21 protein-coding genes are annotated in these 21168 nt (G+C 72.6%); 7 read left to right on the top strand and 14 right to left on the bottom strand.

From position 1 onward, the window contains the following. Window positions 1-83 precede the first annotated feature (83 nt). From OG715_RS30835 to OG715_RS30810, 6 genes are all read right to left on the bottom strand, one after another. Window positions 84-386, bottom strand: a complete 303-nt coding sequence (locus tag OG715_RS30835) for a 4a-hydroxytetrahydrobiopterin dehydratase (RefSeq protein WP_266274021.1) — start codon at window positions 384-386, stop codon at window positions 84-86. Between the two features lie 37 nt (window positions 387-423). Further along, on the bottom strand, window positions 424-588 hold the full coding sequence (locus OG715_RS30830; protein ID WP_266274022.1) for a DUF1272 domain-containing protein: 165 nt from the start codon (window positions 586-588) through the stop codon (window positions 424-426). Between the two features lie 29 nt (window positions 589-617). Continuing rightward, complete coding sequence (locus OG715_RS30825; RefSeq protein WP_266274023.1) at window positions 618-1376, bottom strand: sulfite exporter TauE/SafE family protein; 759 nt, start codon at window positions 1374-1376, stop codon at window positions 618-620. A gap of 181 nt (window positions 1377-1557) precedes the next feature. Continuing rightward, on the bottom strand, window positions 1558-2610 hold the full coding sequence (locus tag OG715_RS30820; RefSeq protein ID WP_266274024.1) for an SPFH domain-containing protein: 1053 nt from the start codon (window positions 2608-2610) through the stop codon (window positions 1558-1560). 10 nt (window positions 2611-2620) lie between these two features. Further along, the gene (locus tag OG715_RS30815; RefSeq protein ID WP_030398242.1) at window positions 2621-3043 is read right to left on the bottom strand and encodes an NfeD family protein; all 423 of its coding nucleotides are present in this window, start codon (window positions 3041-3043) and stop codon (window positions 2621-2623) included. Between the two features lie 233 nt (window positions 3044-3276). Beyond that, entirely contained in the window at window positions 3277-4068 is a 792-nt protein-coding gene (locus OG715_RS30810; RefSeq protein WP_266274025.1) for an ABC transporter ATP-binding protein, read from the bottom strand. A 147-nt stretch (window positions 4069-4215) separates the two neighbouring features. Between OG715_RS30810 and OG715_RS30805 the strand changes: the two genes are divergently transcribed. After that, window positions 4216-5016, top strand: coding sequence for a hypothetical protein (locus OG715_RS30805; protein WP_266274026.1), 801 nt, complete (start codon window positions 4216-4218; stop codon window positions 5014-5016). A 69-nt stretch (window positions 5017-5085) separates the two neighbouring features. Here the strand turns inward: OG715_RS30805 and OG715_RS30800 are convergent, their stop codons facing one another. From OG715_RS30800 to OG715_RS30790, 3 genes are all read right to left on the bottom strand, one after another. Beyond that, on the bottom strand, window positions 5086-5736 hold the full coding sequence (locus tag OG715_RS30800) for a response regulator (RefSeq protein WP_173862035.1): 651 nt from the start codon (window positions 5734-5736) through the stop codon (window positions 5086-5088). After that, complete coding sequence (locus tag OG715_RS30795; RefSeq protein ID WP_266274654.1) at window positions 5729-6844, bottom strand: GAF domain-containing sensor histidine kinase; 1116 nt, start codon at window positions 6842-6844, stop codon at window positions 5729-5731. The genes OG715_RS30800 and OG715_RS30795 overlap by 8 nt, the downstream gene beginning before the upstream one ends. Window positions 6845-7178: 334 nt before the next feature. Beyond that, the gene (locus OG715_RS30790; RefSeq protein ID WP_266274027.1) at window positions 7179-9740 is read right to left on the bottom strand and encodes an FHA domain-containing protein; all 2562 of its coding nucleotides are present in this window, start codon (window positions 9738-9740) and stop codon (window positions 7179-7181) included. A gap of 287 nt (window positions 9741-10027) precedes the next feature. Here OG715_RS30790 and serB point away from each other — a divergent pair, with 287 nt between their 5' ends. Next, entirely contained in the window at window positions 10028-11302 is a 1275-nt protein-coding gene (gene serB / locus OG715_RS30785; protein WP_266274028.1) for a phosphoserine phosphatase SerB, read from the top strand. A 130-nt stretch (window positions 11303-11432) separates the two neighbouring features. Here the strand turns inward: serB and OG715_RS30780 are convergent, their stop codons facing one another. The 3 genes from OG715_RS30780 to OG715_RS30770 form a co-directional block, all read right to left on the bottom strand. After that, entirely contained in the window at window positions 11433-11960 is a 528-nt protein-coding gene (locus OG715_RS30780) for a SixA phosphatase family protein (protein ID WP_266274029.1), read from the bottom strand. 112 nt (window positions 11961-12072) lie between these two features. Further along, window positions 12073-12195, bottom strand: coding sequence for an SGM_5486 family transporter-associated protein (locus OG715_RS30775; RefSeq protein WP_266274030.1), 123 nt, complete (start codon window positions 12193-12195; stop codon window positions 12073-12075). Window positions 12196-12274: 79 nt separating this feature from the next. After that, window positions 12275-13591 (bottom strand): CynX/NimT family MFS transporter, encoded by a 1317-nt coding sequence (locus OG715_RS30770; protein ID WP_266274031.1) that lies wholly within the window; start codon window positions 13589-13591, stop codon window positions 12275-12277. A gap of 85 nt (window positions 13592-13676) precedes the next feature. Here OG715_RS30770 and OG715_RS30765 point away from each other — a divergent pair, with 85 nt between their 5' ends. The 4 genes from OG715_RS30765 (at window position 13677) to OG715_RS30750 (ending at window position 18024) form a co-directional block, all read left to right on the top strand. Then, window positions 13677-14348: a FadR/GntR family transcriptional regulator gene (locus tag OG715_RS30765; protein ID WP_266274032.1), complete on the top strand. Its 672-nt coding sequence runs from the start codon at window positions 13677-13679 to the stop codon at window positions 14346-14348. Between the two features lie 118 nt (window positions 14349-14466). Beyond that, window positions 14467-14808 carry a hypothetical protein gene (locus OG715_RS30760; protein ID WP_266274033.1) on the top strand — a complete coding sequence of 114 codons (342 nt, stop codon included), beginning with the start codon at window positions 14467-14469 and terminating at the stop codon, window positions 14806-14808. Between the two features lie 4 nt (window positions 14809-14812). Then, window positions 14813-16978 (top strand): DUF6571 family protein, encoded by a 2166-nt coding sequence (locus tag OG715_RS30755; protein WP_266274034.1) that lies wholly within the window; start codon window positions 14813-14815, stop codon window positions 16976-16978. Then, window positions 16975-18024 carry a hypothetical protein gene (locus OG715_RS30750; RefSeq protein WP_266274035.1) on the top strand — a complete coding sequence of 350 codons (1050 nt, stop codon included), beginning with the start codon at window positions 16975-16977 and terminating at the stop codon, window positions 18022-18024. Before OG715_RS30755 ends, OG715_RS30750 begins: the two co-directional genes overlap by 4 nt. Before the next feature lie 76 nt (window positions 18025-18100). Here OG715_RS30750 and fabI read toward each other — a convergent pair whose 3' ends face one another. Continuing rightward, window positions 18101-18868: an enoyl-ACP reductase FabI gene (gene fabI / locus OG715_RS30745; protein ID WP_030398255.1), complete on the bottom strand. Its 768-nt coding sequence runs from the start codon at window positions 18866-18868 to the stop codon at window positions 18101-18103. Between the two features lie 3 nt (window positions 18869-18871). After that, window positions 18872-19594: a 3-oxoacyl-[acyl-carrier-protein] reductase gene (fabG, locus tag OG715_RS30740; RefSeq protein WP_030398256.1), complete on the bottom strand. Its 723-nt coding sequence runs from the start codon at window positions 19592-19594 to the stop codon at window positions 18872-18874. A 374-nt stretch (window positions 19595-19968) separates the two neighbouring features. Between fabG and OG715_RS30735 the strand changes: the two genes are divergently transcribed. Beyond that, entirely contained in the window at window positions 19969-21114 is a 1146-nt protein-coding gene (locus tag OG715_RS30735) for an MBL fold metallo-hydrolase (protein ID WP_266274036.1), read from the top strand. Window positions 21115-21168: the final 54 nt, after the last annotated feature.

The following is a 21168-nucleotide window of genomic DNA, read 5'->3' as shown; positions in this document are numbered from 1 at the left end:
GTCAGCATCTCACGGCCCCGGAGTGGGGCGGAGCGGACGGTTCCGGTGCGGTCGGACGGGGCCGACCGCACCGTGGTTCCGGCCTACCGGGCGGACTCGGCGGCGAGCGCGGCGTCGATCCGGGCGGCGAGGTCGAGGTCGAGGGCGGTGAGGCCCCCGGCGCTGTGGGTGGAGAGGACGAAGCGCAGGGTGCGCCAGCGGATGTCGATGTCCGGGTGGTGGTCCATCGCCTCGGCCGTCCCGGCGACGGCCGCCACGACCCTGATCCCGGCCGGGAAGTCGGGGGCGTCGGCGGTCCGGACGATGCTGTCGCCCTCGCGCGTCCAGTGCGGCAGGCCCGCCAGCCCGGCGGTGATCCCGTCCTCGGTCAGCCGTTCGCGGCTCATCGGCTCTCCTGTCCTGTCGCCGGCGGCCGGTCGGTCGTCAGCCCGTCCGTCGGGGACGGGCGACCAGTTCGCCGCCGCGGTTCGGGCGGGCGCCGGCCATTTCCTCGGTGCGCGGCCCGCAGAACGCGCACTCGTAGGAACATATAGAGGCCGGGCCGTCCTGGGTCGGCGACACCTCGCAGCGCTCGCAGATCGGGCGCATTTCCGGGGCCGTACCGGGGTCCCTCCGGATCAGGTGGCGAGCAGCTTGACGATCGCCGCCAGGCCGACGACGACGATGACGGCGCGCAGCGCCTGCGGCGGGAGGCGGCGGCCCACCTTGGCGCCGACCATGCCGCCGACCAGCGAGCCGGCCGCGATCAGTCCGGCGGCGGTCCAGTTCACGGTCGAGGTGAAGAGGAAGAACAGCGCCGCGACACTGTTGACGATCATCGCGAGGGCGTTCTTCACCCCGTTGATCCGCTGCAGGTCCTCCTGGAGCAGCATGCCCATCATGGCCAGCAGCAGGACACCCTGCGCCGCGCCGAAGTAGCCGCCGTAGACGCCGGTGAGGAAGATGCCGACGAGCAGCAGCGGTCCACCGTGCGGGTCGCCGTCGGGGCGGCGGCGGGCCGCGACCGCCTTGGCGACCCGGGGTTGCAGCACCACGAGGACCAGGGCGAGCAGGATCAGCACCGGGACGATCGCGTCGAAGGCGGCGCTGGGCAGTTCGATCAGCAGGTAGGCGCCGAGGACGCCGCCGAGCAGGGAGGCGGTGCCGAAGCGGGCGAGCCGGGCGCCCTGGCCCACCAGCTCGCGCCGGTAGCCGAGCACACCGCTGGCCGAACCGGGCACCAGGCCGAAGGAGTTGGAGACGTTGGCGGTGACCGGCGGGAGTCCGACGGCGAGCAGCACGGGGAAGGTGATGAGGGTGCCGGAGCCGACGATCACATTGATCATCCCCGCGCCGACGCCCGCCACCAGGACGGCGATCGCCTCCCAGACCGTCATGAGCCACCTCCCGTTGGGGTCCTGTCGCCGTGATCATGCCGGACGGACGGGCGCCGGTACCAGCCTCGACCAGGATTCGGGACGTAGGACACACCGGGCGCGAACACGCCCGAGGGCCCGCCCCCGTGCGGTACGGAAGCGGGCCCTCGGTGGAGCACTCGGTGGAGCCGGGACGCGCCGCTTACTGCTCGGGGTCGTTCTTGCGGTACTCCCGGAGCGGGTCGATCCGGGGGCGGGCGGCGCCCTTGGTGTCGGTGTCCAGCGGGCGCGGGCCGGCGGCCGGGTCGATCGGCACCTGGGTGGCGGCGGGCGGGGCGGCCGGGGCCCCGGTGGGGACGGCCATCGCGCTGCCGTTGGCGCCGCCGGTCACCCCGGTGAAGGCGCCGCCGATGCCCTTGAGCGCGTCGCCGATCTCGCTCGGGATGATCCAGAGCTTGTTGGCGTCGCCCTTGGCCAGCTCGGGCAGGGTCTGCAGGTACTGGTAGGCCAGCAGCTTCTGGTCCGCGTCGCCCTCGTGGATCGCCTCGAAGACGGTCCGGATGGCGGCGGCCTCACCGTCGGCGCGGAGCACGGCGGCCTGGGCCTCTCCCTCGGCCTTGAGGACCTCGGCCTGCTTCTCGCCCTCGGCGCGCAGGATCTGGGACTGCCGGTTGCCCTCGGCGGTGAGGATCGCGGCGCGCTTGTCCCGCTCGGCGCGCATCTGCTTCTCCATCGAGTCCTGGATCGAGGTCGGCGGCTCGATGGCCTTCAGCTCGACCCGGTTGACCCGGATGCCCCACTTGCCGGTGGCCTCGTCGAGGACGCCGCGCAGGCCGGCGTTGATGACCTCGCGCGAGGTCAGGGTGGATTCGAGGTCCATCGAGCCGATGATGTTGCGCAGCGTGGTGACGGTGAGCTGCTCGATCGCCTGGATGTAGCTGGCGACCTCGTAGGTGGCCGCCCGCGCGTCGGTGACCTGGTAGTAGATCACCGTGTCGATGTTGACCACCAGGTTGTCCTGGGTGATCACCGGCTGCGGCGGGAACGGCACGACCTGCTCGCGCAGGTCGATCCGGTTGCGGACCCGGTCGATGAACGGGACCACGATGTTCAGGCCGGCGTTGAGCGTCCGGGTGTAGCGGCCGAAGCGCTCCACGATCGCGGCGCTGGCCTGCGGGATGACCTGAATCGTCTTGATCAGCGCGATGAAGGCCACCACGACCAGGACGACCAGGACGATAAGGACGGGTTCCACTGACTCTCCCCTAGACGACCAGGGCGGTCGCGCCCTGGATTTCGACGACGTCGACCTGCTCACCCGGCTGGTACACCTGCTCCGGGTGGAGCGCGCGGGCCGACCAGATCTCACCGTTGAGCTTGATCCGACCGCCCTCCCCGTCGACCTTCTCCGCGACGACCGCGGTGGCGCCCTTGAGCGCCTCGATGCCCATTCTGATCTGCGGGCCCTTCCGCAGTGCCCGGTAGGCGATCGGGCGGACGACGACCAGTTGCGCGACCGAGACCGCGACGAAGGTCAGCACCTGCCACACCACGTCGGCGCCCAGGCCGGCGACGCCGGCCGCGAAGAGCGCGCCGACGGCGAACATCGCGAGCTCCGGCATCGTGGTGATCACCAACGGTATGCCGAGGCCGACGGCGACCAGGAGCCACCAGATCCAGCTGTCCACGTGTCCATCCTAGGGAGGAAAGGGCCTATGAGGCGGTCAGTTCCCGCAGGTGGAGGGGCGGAAACCGGTCGCACGTGCGACCGGTTCCGGTTCGGCCGAGTTCAGCGGAGTTCAGTGGCGTCCCGGTCGGGGCCCGGTCGGGCCGCGGAAGGACCCGCCCGGTCCCGCCCGGACCGGCGCGGGCCGGTGCGGGCCGGTGCGGGCCGGTGCGGGCCGGTGCGGCCCGGGCCGGTTCAGCCGAGCGGCAGGCCCTGGGCGGACCAGCGGTCGCCGTGGCGCTCCAGGGTCAGCGGCAGGCCGAAGCACTTGGAGAGGTTGCGGGCCGTGAGCTCGGTGTCGATCGGTCCGGCGGTGAGCACCTTGCCCTGGCGGATCATCAGGACGTGGGTGAAGCCGGGGGCGATCTCCTCGACGTGGTGGGTGACCATCGCCATGGCCGGCGCGAACTCGTCCTGGGCCAGGGCGCCGAGGCGGCGGACGAGGTCCTCGCGGCCGCCGAGGTCCAGGCCGGCGGCGGGCTCGTCGAGCAGCAGCAGCTCGGGGTCGGTCATCAGGGCGCGGGCGATCAGGGTGCGCTTGCGCTCGCCCTCGGAGAGGGTGCCGAAGCGGCGGTCGGTCATACCGGCCATGCCGAGGCGGTCGAGCAGGGCGAGCGCGCGGGACTCGTCGAACTGCTCGTAGGACTCCTGCCAGGTGACGGTCATGCCGTACGCGGCGGTGAGCACCGTCTGCAGCACGGTCTGCTCGGCGGGCAGCTTGTCGAACATCGCCGCGCCGGCCAGGCCGATCCGCGAGCGGAGCTCGAAGACGTCGATCTCGCCGAGCTTCTCGCCGAGGACGCTGACCTTGCCGGAGGTCGGGAACAGGTACGAGGAGGCGATCTGCAGCAGGGTGGTCTTGCCCGCGCCGTTCGGGCCGAGGATGACCCAGCGCTCGCCCTCGGAGATGGACCACGAGACCTGGTCGACCAGCGTGCGCCCCTCCCGGACCACGGAAACGTCCACCAGCTCCAGCACGTCGCTCATGCCTATGCCTTCCCCAAAAACAGATATACGGCCGTCGGTGCGGGCGGCGTCCCGTCCCTGCGGCCGGTGGGCACGGAACGGTTGCGCCGCACGCGCATGGGCAAACCTACGCCACCCGGGTGTCCGCCGATTCCGTAGGCTGGCCGGATGCTCGCCACACCTGCCGACAATCCGTACGAAGAGCCCCGTTCGGGGCGGCTGGCCGCCTGGGGCAACGCTCTGCTGGCCGGACTGGTGCCGCCCGACAACGCCGCCGCGGCGGTCCTGGGGGCCGACGAGAGCCACCGGGTGACCGGTCTGCCCGGGGACGGCCCGGACGAGCGGCACGGGCTCACCTGGGCGCTGGGACGGCTGCGGGTGCTCGGGGTGAAGGGCCTGCGGCTCGCTCTGCCGTCGGCCGGGCACCCGCTGGGCCTGACCGGCCCGGCGCCGTTCAACGCTCGCGCGCTGGTGGCCGGGGAGGCCGTACTGGCGGTCGGGGTGCCGCTGGGGCTGGTGCCCGAGGTGGAGGTGTTCGGCCCGCCCGGGGACCGGTCGGCGACCGTGCTGTGGCGCTGCGCCGAGGTGAACGACGCGCCGCCGGCCGACGTGCCCTCGCTGCACGAGGCCGAGTTCGAACTGGCCGACGGGCTGCGCCGGGCCACCGTGCTGCTGACCCGGCTGGACGTGGCCGGGGCCGGACCGGAGGCGCTGCGGGCGCTGGAGGCGTACCGGCGGCGCGGGCACGCCGAACTGCTCGCGCCCGGGTACCCCCCGCGCGCGGTGCGGGTGCTGGAGTCGGCCCGGCAGGTGGCGGCGCTGCTGTCGATCGCCTCGGGCGGCCACGGCGCGGCGGTGAGCGCCTCCGAGATGGCGGCCCGGCAGGAGGCGCTGGCGCCGCTGTGGCGCACGGCCCGCCGGGCCCGGGTGGCGGCGTACAACGCGCTGGTGGACGAGCGGGAGCCGTAGCGGTCGCGGTGGCCCGAGCGGCGGTGTCGGCAGAGTCACGACGCGACTTCGCCGACGCCCCTCCAGGGCCTATCGGGTCTCGCCGTGCCGGACGGCCCAGAGCGCGGCCTGGGTGCGGTCGGCGAGGTCCAGCTTCATCAGGATGTTGGAGACATGGGTCTTCACCGTCTTCTCGGACAGGTGCAGGCTGCGCGCGATCTCCCGGTTGGAGCGGCCGTCGGAGATGTGGCCGAGCACCTCGCGCTCGCGCTCGGTGAGGGTGCCGCCGCGGCCCTGCGGGGGGCGCGGGCCGTCGTCGGCGAGCAGTGCCTCGGCCAGCTCCGGCTGGAGCAGCACATGGCCGGCGTGGACCGAGCGGATCGCGCCGGCCAGTGCCTCCGGGTCGACGTCCTTGTAGACGTACCCGGCGGCTCCGGCCCGCAGCGCGGGGACCATGGTGCGGTGCTCGGTGAAGCTGGTGACGATGAGGATCCGGGCCCGGCTGCCCTCCTCCTTGAGCGTGCGCAGCGCCTCGATGCCGTCGACGCCGGGCATCTTGAGGTCCATCAGGACCACGTCGGGGTCGAGCGCCCGGGCCCGCTCGACACCTTCGGCGCCGTCGGCGGCCTCGCCGACCACCTCGATGTCGTCCTGCACCTCCAGGAAGGTGCGCAGGCCGCGGCGGACGACCTGGTGGTCGTCGACCAGCAGGACGCGGATCGCGGACAGGGTGTCAGGCACCGGGGACCTCCATCTCGACGATCGTGCCCGTTCCGGGGGCCGAGTCCAGGGTGAGCCGGCCGCCGACGGCGGCGGCGCGGTCGCGCATCGAGGCCAGGCCGAGGTGGCGGCCGGCCCGTCGGACGGCGCCGGGGTCGAAGCCCCGGCCGTTGTCGCTGATCCGCAGCAGGGCGCCGCGTTCGGGCGTTCCGACCAGGGTGACGGTGACGCGGCCGGCGCCGGAGTGGCGCAGCGCGTTGTGCAGGGCCTCCTGGGCGACCCGCAGCAGAGCGGCCTCCTGGGCCTGCGGGAGGGCGCGGACGCGGTCGGCGGCGAAGGCGATGTCGGCGGTGTGGGCGCGGTCGAGGACCTGCACCTGGGAGGCCAGGGTGGCGCTCAGGCCGTCCTCCTCCAGTGCGGCGGGGCGCAGTTCGACGACGACGGCGCGCAGTTCGTCGGCGGCCTCGGCGGCGAGCCGGGCGACCTCGGCGAGTTCGGCGCGGGCGCGGGCCGGGTCGCGGTCGACGAGCTTGGCGGCGGCCTTGGCGGTGAGGCGCAGCGAGAAGAGCTTCTGCGAGACGGCGTCGTGCAGGTCGTGGGCGATCCGGGCGCGCTCGCCGGCCAGGGTGAGTTCGCGGCTGCGCTCGTAGAGGCGGGCGTTGGTGAGGGCCAGCGCGGCGTGCGCGGCCAGTATCCGCAGCAGTTCCTCGTCGTGGTCGGTGAAGCCGCCGCCACCGCGCTTGTTGGCGAGGTAGATGACGCCGAGCACCTCGGGTCCGTCCTCGTCCTCGTCGCGGTCCTCGTCGGCATCGGCGTCGACGATGGGCATGCCGAGGAAGGCGCCGAGTTGGGGGTGGGCCTCCGGCCAGCCGCCGAAGGCGGGGGCGCGGCGGACGTCGTCGAGCCGGATCGGGCCGGTCTCGTGGAGCATCGCGGCGAGCACGCCGTGCTGGCGGGGCAGCGGTCCGATCGCCCGCCACTGCTCGTCGGTGACGCCGTCGACGACGAACTGGGCGAAGCCGCCGTGGTCGTCGGGGACCCCGAGGGCGGCGTACTCGGCGCCGAGCAGCCGGCGGGCGGAGGCGGTGATCCGGCGCAGGACCTCGCGGACCTCCAGGTGGCGGCTCATCCCGAGCAGGGCCTGGCTGACGGCCTCGATGCCGGCCAGGCAGGGTTCGCAGGCGGGCAGGGTGCCGTCCGGCGGCGGGCCGACCGGGATCCGGTCGGCGGGCAGCAGTCCGGCGTGCCGGTGGTCGCTTGGCACGGTGGGCATGACGCCAACCTACCGCCGTCCGCGGAGCCCGCGCGTCGGTCCCCGGCCGGGCGGGACGCAGGTCCAGCGACCTAGGTCGTGCCCTGCGGACCGCGCCGGGCGGGGCGTGGTGAGCGGGCCCGGGAACGCCGCGGGGGCGGCCCGCCCCGGTCGGGGTGGGCCGCCCCCGTGCTGGTGGCGGTGCCGGGCGTCAGCCCTTCTGCATGACCTCGGGCTCGTGACGGCGCTGGAGGCGGGTGACGATGATGCCGAGGACGACGGACATCAGGATCAGCACCCCCGCGTCGAACCAGAACTGGCCCGAGTTGTGGCCCCAGAGCGCGTCGTACTCGGGGTTCTGGAAGTCCTTGTTCCAGGGTCCGAGCAGCTTGGACAGGTCGAGCGTGGTGGCGACCATGCCGGTGCCCCAGCGGGCGGGCATCAGCCAGGCGAACTGCTCCAGGCCGGGCTTGGAGAAGATCTGGAACAGGCAGCCGGTGAAGACGACCTGGATGATCGCGAACATCACCAGCAGCGGCATGGTCTTCTCGGCGGTCTTGACCAGCGCGGAGATCACCAGGCCGAACATCATCGAGGCGAAGCTCAGCAGGATCAGGCCGAAGCTCATCTCCAGGATGGGCAGGTCCTTGATCACCAGTCCGTGCGCGGGCAGCTTGCGCGGCAGGAAGCCGACGGCGGAGATGATCGCGCCCTGGACCACGCTGAAGAAGCCCAGCACGATGATCTTGGACATCATGTACGCCGAGCGGGACAGGCCGGTGGCCCGTTCCCGTTCGTAGATCGCCCGTTCCTTGATCAGCTCGCGGACCGAGTTCGCCGCGCCGGAGAAACAGGCGCCGATCGCCAGGATCAGCATGATCGTCGCGGCGCCGCTGTTGAGGCCGAGCTGCGACTTGGGGTTCGGCGCCAGCCCCGGTTCGTTGGGGATCAGCACACTGACCGCGCCGAGCACCGCCGGCAGCAGCACCGACAGCGCCAGGAAGCCCCGGTCGGAGGCGAGCACCGAGGCGTAGCGGCGGATCAGCGTCCACAGCTGCGAGCCCCAGCTCTGCGGCTTCGGCGGGCGGACCGCCTCCTGGACGATCTGCGCGGACTGCACGGCGCCGGACTCCACGTCCGCCGAGTACTGCTGGTGGTGCACCGAGCTGCGGTAGCGGCCGGCCCAGTCGTGGTCCGGGTAGTTCTCGAAGGCCTGGAAGACATCGGCCCAGGTCTCGTACCCGAAGAAGTGCAGCGCCTCGTCCGGCGGGCCGAAGTAGGCCACCGAACCGCCCGGCGCCATCACCAGCAGCCGGTCGCAGAGCGCGAGTTCGGCCACCGAGTGGGTGACGACCAGGATCGTGCGGCCGTCGTCGGCGAGGCCGCGCAGCATCTGCATGACCTCGCGGTCCATGCCCGGGTCGAGGCCCGAGGTGGGCTCGTCCAGGAAGATCAGCGAGGGCTTGGTGAGCAGCTCCAGCGCGACCGAGACGCGCTTCTGCTGGCCGCCGGAGAGGGCGGTGATCCGGTTGTCCGCGCGCTTGTCGAGACGCAGCTCGTAGAGCACCTCGTCGATCCGGGCCTCGCGCTCGCGCGGCTCGGTGTCGCCGGGGAAGCGCAGCCGGGCCGCGTACTTGAGGCCGGTGCGGACGGTCAGTTCCTTGTGCAGGATCTCCGACTGCGGCACCAGGCCGATGCGCGAGCGCAGCTCGGCGAACTGCTTGTAGAGGTTGCGGCCGTCGTAGAGGACGTCGCCCCGGTCGGCCGGGCGGTAGCCGGTGAGGGCGCGCAGCAGGGTCGACTTGCCGGAGCCGGACGGGCCGATGACGGCGACCAGGGACTTCTCCGGGACGCCGAAGCTGACGTCGTTCAGCAGGACCTTCTTGCCGCCCTTGAAGTCGACCTCGACGGTCAGGTGGCGGGCGGAGAAGGAGACGGCGCCGGTGTCGACGAACTCCTGCAGCTGGTCGCCGACCAGCACGAAGCTGGAGTGGCCGACCGTCAGCCGGTCCTGCGGCCCGATCAGCTGGCGCTCGACCCGCAGGCCGTTGAGGAAGATGCCGTTGTGGCTGCCGAGGTCGACGATCTCGTACCGGCCGTCGGGCAGCTGGCGCAGCTCGGCGTGGTGGCGGGAGACCTGGAGGTCGGAGACGACGATGTCGTTGTCCAGCGCACGACCGATCCGCATGGTGTTCATGCCGGCGGTCAGGTTGCGGATGACCGTCGGCTGCGGGCCGCCGTCGTGGGGGACGGGCGCCTGCTGCGGGAACCCCTGCGGGGCGTGCTGCCCCGGGAAGCCCTGCTGCTGCGGGAAGTGCTGCGGCTGGGCCTGCGGCTGCGGCCGGTCCTGAGGCTCCGGCTGCCACTGCTGCTGCGGCGGGTAGGGCTGCTGCGCCGCCGGGGGCTGCCACTGCTGCTGCGGGGCGGCGCTCCGGCTGGTCGCGGCCTCGTGCCAGGCCGGCTGGGCGGCCTGCTGGGCGGCCGGCGCGGAGAACGCGAGCCTGGGGCCGTTCTCGGCGTTGCCGAGGTTGACCACGGCCCCCGGGAACAGCTGGGCCTGCATGGTGCGGGCCCCGCCCGTGTACGTGCCGTTGGTGCTGCCGTGGTCGTCCAGCTGCCAACCCGCCCCGTTGAAGGAGATGGTGGCGTGCTGCCAGGACACCCGCGCGTCGTCGAACTGGAAGTCCGACTGCGGATTGCGACCGATGGTGTAGGACCGCCCGGGTTCCATGACCCGCTGCTGTCCGTTGATCTCGATGACGAGTTGCGGCACTCTCGCCTGCCCCGCTCTCTCGGTTCCCCCGATGGTGCGCCCCGGCCAGGTGGGGCGAAATGATCGTGAATCTGACGGGGGAATCATTCCAGCCCGTCGGCCGCGGGTGAAAGCCGCCCCCGCGGACTGTGACCAGGCGGCAACGATTCAGGGACCGCCCTTGTACGACCTGGTCCGGCCCGGTCCGGCCGGACGGCGGGCCCGTCGTCCGGCCCGGGCGGCGGGCTCGTCCACGAACCGGACGGGTGCCGTCGCGGCCTCCGGCTGCGGGTAGCGTGGGACGCACCATGAACGCATCGCCCTTGGCCGCCGAGCCGTTCCCCGCCCCGCAGCCCCGGACCGAGGACGGGCGCACCCTGCTCGTCAAGGTGTTCGGCAAGGACCGCCCCGGCATCACCGCCGGGCTCTTCGCCACCCTGGCCGGGTTCGGCGTCGAGGTCGTCGACATCGAGCAGGTGGTCACCCGTGGCCGGATAACGCTGTGCGCCCTGGTCTCCGCCCCCGCCGTGCTGGGCGCCGAGGGCGACCTGCGGGCCGTGGTGCACCGCTGGGCCGAGGAGCAGAAGCTCCAGGCCGAGATCATCTCCGGTATCGGCGACAACCGGCCGCGCCGCGAGGGCCGCTCCCACGTCACCGTGCTGGGCCACCCGCTGACCGCCTCCGCCGTCGCCGCGCTCACCGCGCGGATCACGGCCGCGGACGGCAACATCGACCGGGTCTTCCGGCTCGCCAAGTACCCGGTGACCGCCGTCGAACTGGCCGTCTCGGGCGTGGCCACCGACCGGCTGCGGGCCGAGCTGGCCCAGGAGGCGGCCACCCAGCGGGTGGACGTCGCGGTGGTGGCGGCCGGGCTGGAGCGGCGGGCCAAGCGGCTGATCGTCATGGACGTCGACTCGACACTGATCCAGGACGAGGTGATCGAGCTGTTCGCCGCCCATGCGGGCTGCGAGCAGGAGGTCGCCGAGGTGACGGCCGCGGCGATGCGCGGCGAGCTGGACTTCGCGGAGTCGCTGCACGCCCGGGTGGCGCTGCTGGCCGGGCTGGACGCCGCGGTGACCGAGAAGGTGCGCGCGGAGGTCCGGTTCACGCCGGGCGCCCGCACCCTGATCCGCACCCTGCAGCGGCTGGGCTTCCAGGTCGCGGTGGTCTCCGGCGGCTTCACCCAGGTCACCGACCACCTGGTGGAGCAGCTGGGCCTGGACTTCGCGGCCGCGAACACCCTGGAGGTGGTGGACGGGAAGTTCACCGGCCGGGTGGTCGGCGAGATCGTCGACCGGGCGGGCAAGGCGCGCTGGCTGAAGCGGTTCGCCGAGCAGGCCAAGGTGCCGCTGGAGCAGACGGTGGCGATCGGCGACGGCGCCAACGACCTCGACATGCTGAACGCGGCCGGGCTGGGCGTGGCGTTCAACGCCAAGCCGGTGGTGCGGGAGGCGGCGGACACCGCGGTGAACGTGCCGTTCCTGGACACCGTGCTCTACCTGCTCGGAATCACCCGCGAGGAGGTCGAGGCGGCCGACGTGGTGGACGTCCTGGACCACCCGGAGGCCGGCGCGCGGGCCTGACCGCGCGGGACCGGCACCGGCGCGCACTGCGGCGCGCGGGGCCGACCGGACGCACCGAGCCGGACGCACCGAGGGGCGCGTGGACCATGTCCGCGCGCCCCTCGTCGTCGGTCCGGTCCTCTGCCGCCGCTCAGTCCTGCGGCGTGAAGTACGAGACCAACTGCGCCACACCCGGTTCGACGTCCTTCCACGAACCGGAGAAGCTGAGCACCGCGACCGCCGCGGTCGGGAAGCCGCCCAGCCGCAGCCGCTCCAGCGCCTCCCGGTCGCCCTCGTCGCCGGCCAGCACCTGGGTCAGACCCAGCACCCCCGGGTTGTGGCCCACCAGGACCACGTCGGCGTACTCCTCCGGGGTCTCGTGGAGGACGGTGATGATCTGGCCGGGACTGGCGTCGTAGACCCGGTCCTCGTAGACGGTCTTCCGCACCCGCTTCGGCAGCTCGTGCGCGGCGAGCTTCCAGGTCTCCCGGGCGCGCAGGGCGGTGGAGCAGAGCACGTAGTCGGGGTTGATACCGGAATCGACGAGCCAGCGGCCGGATTCCGGGGCCTGGTGGCGGCCCCGGTCGGCCAGCGGCCGCTCGTGGTCGTCGACGCCGTCCGGCCAGTCGGCCTTGGCATGGCGGAGAACGATGATCCTGCGGGGCGTGTCTGCGCTCATACCCAGCAAGCTTGGCAGAAAAGCCGGCTGCGGGCGCGATGCTGCCCGATGGCGCCACCCACGGCGTCGGGGAGTGCCATCATGCGCGGTTCACCGGGGCGTCCCCCGGGGGTCAGCCGATGTTCCGGGCGACGATCGCGACGATCACCAGCAGGACGACGATGCCGCCGATGATCGCGGCGAGCTGGCCGAGCTTCTTGTGGCCGTCGGTGGGGTTCGGTTCGAGAACGGGCATGCCCGGATTCTCCCACCCCGGACACGCCCGTCCCCCACCGGGACCCGTTCTCCCCCGCCGGCCCCGCTCCCTCCTGGCGTCAGGCCGCGACGGCCCCGGAGGCCGTCGCCACCGCCTCGTCCTCGATGTGCCGGGCCCGGGCCGCCCGCAGGCCGAACAGCATCTGCGGCACCAGCAGCACCGCCAGGAAGCCGAGCGGCAGGTACCACTCGCCGGTGGCCTGGTAGAGCCGGCCGATCAGGATCGGGCCGGGGATCGAGATCAGGTAGCCGACTCCCTGGGCGAAGGCCGACAGCTGGGCCACCCCGCCGGCCGTCCTGGCCCGCAGGCCGATCATGGTCAGCACCAGCGGGAAGGCGCAGTTCGACAGGCCCACCAGGACCGCCCACAGCCACGGCGCACCGGCCGGGGCGAGCGCCAGCCCGGTGTAGCCGGCGATGCCGAAGGCCGCCAGGACCACCACGAAGAGCCGCTGGTCACCGCGCCGGGCGGCGAGGTTGGGCAGCACGAAGGAGACCGGCACGCCGATCACCATGGTCAGCGCCAGCAGCACGCCCGAGGTGCCCGAGGAGACCCCGGCGTCCTGGAAGATCGTCGGCAGCCAGCCCATCACCACGTACGCGCCGGTGGCCTGGAAGCCGAAGAAGATCGCCAGCGCCCAGGCGGTGCGGCTGCGGGTGATCGGCAGCCGCACGGTGTCCGGCGCGCCGGCCGCCGCGCCGGCGGACTCCCGCCGCCGTCCCAGCAGCACCGGGATCCAGAGCAGCAGCGCGACGGCGCCGAGCCCGGCCCAGACCCCGAGGCCGAGCCGCCAGTCGCCGCCGAGCCCCTTGGTCAGCGGGACGGTGACGGCGGCGGCCAGCGCGGTACCGGCCGAGAGCGCCATCGAGTAGAGGCCGATCATCGGCCCGACCTTCTCCGGGAAGTACCGCTTGATCACCACCGGGATCAGCACGTTGGAGACGGCCACACCGGCCAGCGCGAGCGCGGTGAGCAGCAGGAAGACCGCCGTGCCCCCGGCGAAGGAACGGGCCAGCACGCCCGCGGTGATCGCGCCCATGCCCGCGGTGACCACCGCGACCGGGCCGAGCCGCCGGGCCAGCCCGGGCGCGGCGAAGCCGAACAGGGCGAAGCAGAGCGAGGGGACGGCCGTGAGCAGGCCCGCGACGGTCGGGCTCATCCCGAGGTCGGTGCGGACCTGGTCCAGCAGCGGCCCGAGGCTGGTGACCACCGGGCGGAGGTTGAACGCGGCGGCGGCGATCGCGAGGGCGAACAGCCAGCCGAGGTGGCGACTTCTGGGCGGAACCGGCCGCTCGGTCTGCGGCCGGTCGGCGCCCCGGGGGTCGACCCGGGTGGAAGCGGTGACGGGATCTGCGGTGTCTGCTGCGGACGACATGCGGGCCATCATAGAATGATGGGATGAATTAGCGCATCCTCGAATTGGCATGATGGCCCGACCCACCCGACCCAAGGAGTCCCCCGTGGCGCTGTCCTCGCCGAGGCGCACCCCGCTGTCCGACCAGGTGATCGACCAGCTCCGCGCGCAGATCACCTCCGGGGAGTGGCCCGTCGGCTCGCGCATCCCCACCGAGGCCGCCCTGGTCGAACAGCTGGGCGTGGCCCGCAACACCGTGCGCGAAGCCGTCCGCGCCCTCGCCCACAACGGACTGCTCGACATCCGCCAGGGCTCCGGCACCTACGTCCTCGCCGCCAGCGAACTCGCCGGAGTGATGCACCGCCGCTTCGCCGACGCCGACCGGGCCCAGGTCGCCGAACTGCGCACCGCCCTGGAGACCGCCGCCGCCGGCCTCGCCGCCGGCCGCCGCACCGACCGCGACCTCGACCTCCTCGACGCCGCCCTGGCCCGCCGCGACGACGCCTGGCACTCCGGCAACGCCGAGGACTTCGTCCAGGCCGACGCCGCCTTCCACCAGACCGTGGTCGCCGTCGCCCACAACGACGTGCTCGACGCCCTCTACGCCGACCTCGGCGAGGTCACCCGCGCCCTGCTGCGCCACGACGTCGGCCCCGAGATCGTCCCCGAGCGCTACGTCGGCCACGACGGCATCGTCCACGCCATCCGCGCCCGCGACGCCCAGCGCGCCTCGCACGAGGCCGGCCGCGCCATCGGCGCCTGCGACCAGGAGGGCTGACCGGGGGCCGGTCCGCGGCCGCTCGCGCCTTGCGGGCGGCGGGATTTGGCGTGCTAACGTCCATGCAAAATTCGGGGGCGGCCGGGCTGTCGTCCGGGCACGAACACAGGGGGAACTGATGGCGGATCCGGACCTGAAGCTGGGCCAGGGACCAGGCGGCGCAGGACCGACCAAGGTTTCGACGGCGGCCATCGACAAGGCCGCCACCGCGCTCGACGGCATCGCCAACGACAGCACCGCCGCAGGGAAGGCCGCCGACGAGTCCACCGAGGCGGCGGCCGGCAAGCTCAGCGGCTGGGACACCGCGACCGCGCTGCGCGGGGCGCTCAAGGAGTGGCACGAGCAGGTGTCGCAGCTCAACGGCCGGATCAACCAGGAGGCCGGGATGATGCGGCAGACCCACAGCAACTACCTGAACGTCGAGCACGGCATCGCGACGTCGTTCACCGGGAAGGCGTGACCGCATGAGCCTGCTCGGTTTCGAGGACGTCATGAAGGCCGACCCGGCCGCGATGGCCAAGGCCGCCGCCGACTGGACGGCGATGGCCGGCAAGTACCAGCAGATCCAGCACCGGCTGGAGAACGAGGTGCTCTCGGTCACCGGCAACCAGGGCCTGTGGCTCGGCTACACGGCGTTCACCGCCAACCAGCACGTGAGTTTCACCCGCCAGCAGAGCATCGACGCCCAGACCGAGGCCAAGGCCGTCGCCTCGATCATCACCGACGCCAAGAACGACTTCGAGTCGGCGCAGAAGAAGCTGAAGCAGGCCGTCACCGATGCCCAGGCCGACGGCATGAAGGTGACCGGCACCGGCTCCGTGATGTTCGACGTCGGCGCGCTCGACCCGGCCACCCGGAGCGCCTACCACCACGAGCCGGACTACCAGCGGGAGCGCAACGAGGCCGCCGGCCAGTGGGCGCAGAAGATCAAGATCTATGTGGAGGAGGCGACCGCAGCCGACCAGCGGGCCGCCCTCCAACTGCGCCGCGCCGCCAAGGTCGGCGACATGGTGAACGAGTTCAACGGCCAGGCGGTCGGCGGCGGCGACGAGGCGGACGGCAAGCGGGCCGCCGAACTCGCCTCCCGGCTCAAGGACGGCAAGACCCTCAGCCCGGAGGAGCTCGCCGAGCTCAACAACCTGATGAAGGCCAACTCCGGCAGCCCCGCCTACGGCCAGACCCTGCTCAACGCGCTCGGCCCCGAGGGCACCCTGCTGCTCGCCGACGAGCTGGAGGTCCGGCTCAACGAGCGCGGCGGCAAGCTCAAGGGCGAGTACGGCGAGCTGCAGACCAACCTCGCCAACACCATCGCCGGCGCCACCAGGGACACCAGCACCAAGTTCTACCAGGACTTCCGCAAGGGCCTCCAGGAAGCCGGCGTCAAGAACATCGACGCCCGCCACTTCGGCGGCAACACAGCGCCGATCTACGGCTACCAGACGCTCGCCACCCTGCTGCAGCACGGCAACGCCGGGTACGGCGCGCAGTTCCTGAACGACCTCGGGGCCGATGTCATAGCCGCCGAGCGCAAGGACAACCACTGGTCCTCGCACCAGTTCAACGGTCCCCGCCCGGACCTCGTGCACGACCCGGTGGACGGCGTGCTCAAGCTGATGGGCCAGAACCCCGAGGCCGCCACCCAGTTCCTCGACCCCAAGGGACCGGGCTCCGAGGACCGCCTCAAGTACCTGCTGCGCGACCGCGAGTGGCCCACCACCTACACCAACACCCTCTTCGGCCCGCCGATGAACGACAAGGGCACCCACCAGGCCGGCCTCGCCGCCGCCATCGAGGCTGCCGCCACGGGCGACGTCCCGGGCGACGGCACCCACACCGGCGGCCCGCACACCCCGGCGCAGGCCCGGGTGATGCAGGGCGTCGTCGACGCGCTGGACGCCGACGGCAAGGGCAGTGAGGTCCACGACGACCTCAAGATGCCGATCGCGAACGCGCTGTCGGACTACGTGGACGACACGCACCTCATCCTCAGCGAAGACGTCAGCAACGTTCAGCACAACGGCGCCTGGGAGAAGAACGGCGAGGGCCACCTCGGCGGCAGCTCCGACCACATCGTCCGGGTGATGCGCGGCGTTGCCGACGACCCGGAAGCCTACGCCACGCTGTACGCCGCCGAGCGGGCCAAGGCCGCCGACGCCCTGGCCGTCCTCCCGCCCGATCCTCAGCACGCCCCGGAGGACCGGGACATCCCGGCCCGGCAGGTCGGCACGGCACTCGGTGCCTACGACGCGATCCGGACCTCCGTCATCCTGGACGAGAAGGACGACCGGATGGAGTGGGCCGAGAAGACGGGCGAGTTCGCCTCCACGGTGAACGGCAGCGTGACCGGATTCATCCCGGAGGTCGGCGACATCGCGGGCGGCCTCGTCGATCTCGGCATCTCCGAGTGGACCGACCACATCAAGGAGGACGCCCAGAACGCGGGCAACTCCAAGTCGGCCGATGCCCACTACGCCGCCCTCACCCAGGGCAAGGCCATGGCGGCGGGCTGGGGCGACGCGCACCACGCGGACCCGAGGACGACCAGCGTGGTCTCGCAGGAACTGGGCACCGGCCACACCACCGGTCATGCGAACGCCATGAGCGCCCTCGGACGGAACGGCCAGAAGTGACCATCTCCCGACGTGCCTGGGCGATCATCGCCGGCGTGCTCGTCCTCGTCATCGGCGCAGGCGGCTATGCGTCCTGGCGGTACAACCTCTTCCTCCCGGACCGGCTCTGCGACAGCGCCGTCGCCGCGAAGGACGTTCGGCAGGTCCTGGGCGACGGCAGGATCGAGGTCGTACAGAGCCGCCTGTCGAAGGACCGCGCCGAGCCGGAAGGCCGTTGCGTGATCCGGATCAGGAACGGCGCCGACCTCACCCTCCAGAGCCACGGCGTCAAACGCGCCGACGACCGCAGTCCCGTCGATCCCGCGATGTCGCAGCCGGACCGGGGTCCGCTTGGCGCCTTCGCCAACGACACCGGTTGGCTGGTACTCCCGGCAGGCTGCCGAAAGGCCACTGGCACCGGATCGGACGTCTTCCCGGACCGGTACGCCGACATCCTCGCCGCGGATGTGCGCCATCGCGGCGAGCACGAGCTCATGTGGCAGGACGACCCGTCCAAGGAGACTCCCGACCAGGAGGCCCGCGCCGCCCTCGCCCGGCTCGCCGCCGACTTCGGCGCGGCCCTGGCCAAGTCGTCCGGCTGCGGCTCCGCCGACGTGCCGGACATGCACCTCACCGCCCCCGGCCCGGCCGTCACACCCGCGACCGACGGGCAGCTCTGCGGCCTGCCGGGCGTCGGGACCGGCCGGAACCTGCCGGAGCTGGCCCAGCGGGTCAGCGATCCGGCGGCGCCGCTCCAATCCTGCTGGGTCTACAGCCAGATCATGTCCGAGCCTGCGCTCCGTTTCACCGTCACCACCGACACCCGTTATCCGACCTTCGTCGCCAGCAGGAAGAGCCTGGACACCCTGTTGCCGAGCGGTTGGCGCGGTGCCGGCTCGGACGGTGCCGTGCACGCGCAGTGCGGGAAGGACGACCTCTTCCTCCACCTGTCCGGACGGCGCGACCTCATCGCCCCCGAGCCGAATGCCTTCAGCACGCCGCTGTTCGCCTCCTGGGCGAACGCCGTGGCCGCGCAGCGCGGCTGCGAGCCGGTCGCCCCCAAGTAGCACCGAAACGCCGCTGCCCGGCACCCCCTCCTACGAAGGGGGTGCCGGGCAGCGGCGTTCGAACGTACCCGAGGCGTCAGGCGCCGATGGCGTGCAGGCCGCCGTCGACGTGGACGATCTCGCCGGTGGTCTTCGGGAACCAGTCCGACAGCAGGGCGACGACGCCGCGGCCGGCCGGCTCCGGGTCGCTCAGGTCCCACTTCAGCGGGGAGCGGTCCTCCCAGGTGGCGGCGAGGTCGCCGAAGCCCGGGATGGACTTGGCGGCCATCGAGCCGATCGGGCCGGCCGAGACCAGGTTGCAGCGGATGTTCCGCTCGCCCAGGTAGCGCGCCAGGTAGCGGTTGGTCGACTCCAGGGCGGCCTTCGCCGGGCCCATCCAGTCGTACTGCGGCCAGGCGTACTGGGCGTCGAAGGTGAGGCCGACGACCGCGCCGCCGTCCTGCATCAGCGGCAGCAGCGCCGTGGTGAGCGACTTCAGCGAGTACGCCGAGACGTGCATGGCGGTGGCCACGGACTCCCACGGCGTGTTCAGGAAGTTGCCGCCCAGGGCGTCCTGCGGGGCGAAGCCGATCGAGTGGACGATGCCGTCCAGGGTCGGCAGGTGCTCGCGCACCTGGTCGGCGATGCCGGCCAGCTGCTCGGGGCTGGAGACGTCCAGCTCCAGCACCTTGACCGGGTTCGGCAGCTTCTTGGCGATGCGCTCGGTCAGGCTCGGCCGCGGGAAGGCGGTGAGAATGATCTCGGCACCCTGCTCCTGGGCCAGCTTGGCGGTGTGGAAGGCGATGGAGGACTCCATCAGCACACCCGTGATCAGAATGCGCTTGCCCTCAAGGATTCCGCTCATGACTCAGTGACCCATGCCCAATCCGCCGTCCACGGGAATGACGGCTCCGGTGATGTACGCGGCCTCGTCCGAACCGAGGAACCGCACGGTGGAAGCGACCTCGGCGGGCGCCGCGTAACGGCCCAGGGGCACGCCGGCGACGATCTCCGCGCGGCGCTCGTCGGTGAGCACCGCGGTCATGTCGGTGTCCACGAAGCCGGGGGCGACCACGTTGACGGTGATGTTGCGCGGGCCCAGCTCGCGCGCCAGCGAACGGGCGAAGCCGACCAGGCCGGCCTTGGACGCGGCGTAGTTGGCCTGGCCCGGGGAGCCGGAGAGGCCCACGACCGAGGAGATCAGCACGATCCGGCCCTTGCGGGCGCGCATCATCAGCTTGGACGCGCGCTTCACCACGCGGAAGGTGCCGGTGAGGTTGGTGTCCAGGACGGAGGTGAAGGCCTCCTCGGACATCCGCAGCAGCAGGGTGTCGTTGGTGATGCCGGCGTTGGCGACCAGCACCTCGACCGCGCCGCCGTGCGCGGCCTCGATCTCGGTCAGGGCGGCGTCGACCTGGGCACTGTCGGTGATGTCGCAGCGCACCGCGAGCACGTCGTACTTGGCCAGCGCCTCGGGGACCTCACCCGAGCGGCTGGTGATGGCGACCTTGTCGCCCGCCTCGGCGAAGGCCAGAGCGATCGCGAGGCCGATGCCCCGGTTGCCTCCGGTGACGAGAACCGAGCGGCTCAACGATCCACCTCTCTCCGTTGTGTGCGCACGCCGTGTGTCCGCGTACCACTCCGTGATGATGTCCGCGCACGTCGAAACGATGTACGCGGTGCGACGCTATCGGTCGGCCCGGCGCGGCGACGAATCGGGCTCCCACAGCGCAGCACCGGTGGAACTGTCGGTATCCGACAATCCGGCCCGGGGTGGATTTCCCGCCGTTCCCCCATGTGGCGGGGCCGTATTGTCGTGTCCACTGAGCCGCACGTCCGGGAACCCGGCGGCGGGGCACGCCCGTTGTGCCCCCTGGTGCGGCACGAGCCGGGGCCGCCGCACCGGGGGCCGACCCGGGCCCACGGCCGGACACGGGCCCCGGCGACGACGATGCGGAGCGCGGAATGAGCGAGGCACAGGCCGGGACGACCCACCGGCGCGGACGACTGGCGGCCCTGGTCGCACTGGCGGCCGGCGCGGGAGCGGTCGCCTGGGCGCTGCGCGACCTGCCGGCGGCGTTCGGCCGGCGGCCGGACGGCGAGCGGGAGGAGCGGCTGCGCAACTCCCCGCAGTACCGCGACGGCGTCTTCCACAACGCGCCCTCCGAGCTGGCCCGGCCGACCGCCCAGGCCGGTATCGACGTGGAGACGGTGCGCCGGGCGCTGTTCCAGCGCGACGGCCGCACGCCGAGCCACCCGGTGCCGACCGTCCGCCCCGCCGAGGGCCCCGGGCCGGCCGCCGAGGGCGTGGCGGTCACCTGGTACGGGCACGCCTCGGCACTGGTCGAGGTCGAGGGCGCGCGGGTGCTGCTCGACCCGATCTGGAGCGACCGGTGCTCCCCCGCCGCGCAGGTCGGCCCGCGCCGGCTGCACCCGGTGCCGGTGGAGCTGGAGGAGCTGCCGCAGGTGGACGCGGTACTGATCTCGCACGACCACTACGACCACCTGGACATGGCGACCGTCCGGCGGCTGGTGCGCAGCCAGTCCGCGCCGTTCGCGGTGCCGCTCGGCATCGGCGCCCACCTGCGCCGCTGGGGCGTGCCCGAGCACCGGATCATCGAGCTGGACTGGAACGAGACCTGCACGCTGGGCGAGCTCACGGTCACCCTGACCGCCGCCCACCACTTCTCCGGCCGGGGCCTGACCCGCAACACCACGCTGTGGGGCTCCTGGGTGATCGCCGGCCCGAACCGCCGGGTCTACTACACCGGCGACTCCGGCTACTTCGAGGGCTACGCGCGGATCGGCGCCCAGCACGGCCCGTTCGACGCCGCGCTGGTGCAGGTCGGCGCGTACGACCCGGCGTGGGCCGACATCCACATGACGCCGGAGGACGCCGTCCTCGCGCACCGCGAGCTGGACGCCGGGCTGCTGGTCCCGGTGCACTGGTGCACCTTCAACCTGGGTCTGCACCCGTGGGCCGAGCCGATCGAGCGGCTGCTGGTGGCGGCCAAGGAGCAGGGCGTGCCGCTGGCGGTGCCGCGCCCGGGCGAGCGGGTGGACGTCGACAACCCGCCGGAGCCGGACGGCTGGTGGGAGGGCGTCGCCTGAGCCGGACGGGACCGGGCGGGACAAATCCGGACCGGACGGGGCCACGCCGGAAGG

This window comes from Kitasatospora purpeofusca, assembly GCF_036010405.1.
Classification (GTDB): Bacteria; Actinomycetota; Actinomycetes; order Streptomycetales; family Streptomycetaceae; genus Kitasatospora; species Kitasatospora purpeofusca.
This window is presented reverse-complemented; position numbering and strand designations above follow the sequence as displayed.

Bases quoted from the DNA above. Each gene is read 5' to 3' on its own strand.
- fabI (WP_030398255.1), bottom strand. From the start codon at position 18,868: ATGAGCGGAATCCTTGAGGGCAAGCGCATTCTGATCACGGGTGTGCTG.
- OG715_RS30735 (WP_266274036.1), top strand. From the start codon at position 19,969: ATGAGCGAGGCACAGGCCGGGACGACCCACCGGCGCGGACGACTGGCG.
- OG715_RS30805 (WP_266274026.1), top strand. From the start codon at position 4,216: ATGCTCGCCACACCTGCCGACAATCCGTACGAAGAGCCCCGTTCGGGG.
- serB (WP_266274028.1), top strand. From the start codon at position 10,028: ATGAACGCATCGCCCTTGGCCGCCGAGCCGTTCCCCGCCCCGCAGCCC.
- OG715_RS30825 (WP_266274023.1), bottom strand. From the start codon at position 1,376: ATGACGGTCTGGGAGGCGATCGCCGTCCTGGTGGCGGGCGTCGGCGCG.
- OG715_RS30795 (WP_266274654.1), bottom strand. From the start codon at position 6,844: ATGAGCCGCCACCTGGAGGTCCGCGAGGTCCTGCGCCGGATCACCGCC.
- OG715_RS30755 (WP_266274034.1), top strand. From the start codon at position 14,813: ATGAGCCTGCTCGGTTTCGAGGACGTCATGAAGGCCGACCCGGCCGCG.
- OG715_RS30835 (WP_266274021.1), bottom strand. From the start codon at position 386: ATGAGCCGCGAACGGCTGACCGAGGACGGGATCACCGCCGGGCTGGCG.
- OG715_RS30775 (WP_266274030.1), bottom strand. From the start codon at position 12,195: ATGCCCGTTCTCGAACCGAACCCCACCGACGGCCACAAGAAGCTCGGC.
- OG715_RS30830 (WP_266274022.1), bottom strand. From the start codon at position 588: ATGCGCCCGATCTGCGAGCGCTGCGAGGTGTCGCCGACCCAGGACGGC.
- OG715_RS30760 (WP_266274033.1), top strand. From the start codon at position 14,467: ATGGCGGATCCGGACCTGAAGCTGGGCCAGGGACCAGGCGGCGCAGGA.
- OG715_RS30770 (WP_266274031.1), bottom strand. From the start codon at position 13,591: ATGTCGTCCGCAGCAGACACCGCAGATCCCGTCACCGCTTCCACCCGG.
- OG715_RS30810 (WP_266274025.1), bottom strand. From the start codon at position 4,068: ATGAGCGACGTGCTGGAGCTGGTGGACGTTTCCGTGGTCCGGGAGGGG.
- OG715_RS30780 (WP_266274029.1), bottom strand. From the start codon at position 11,960: ATGAGCGCAGACACGCCCCGCAGGATCATCGTTCTCCGCCATGCCAAG.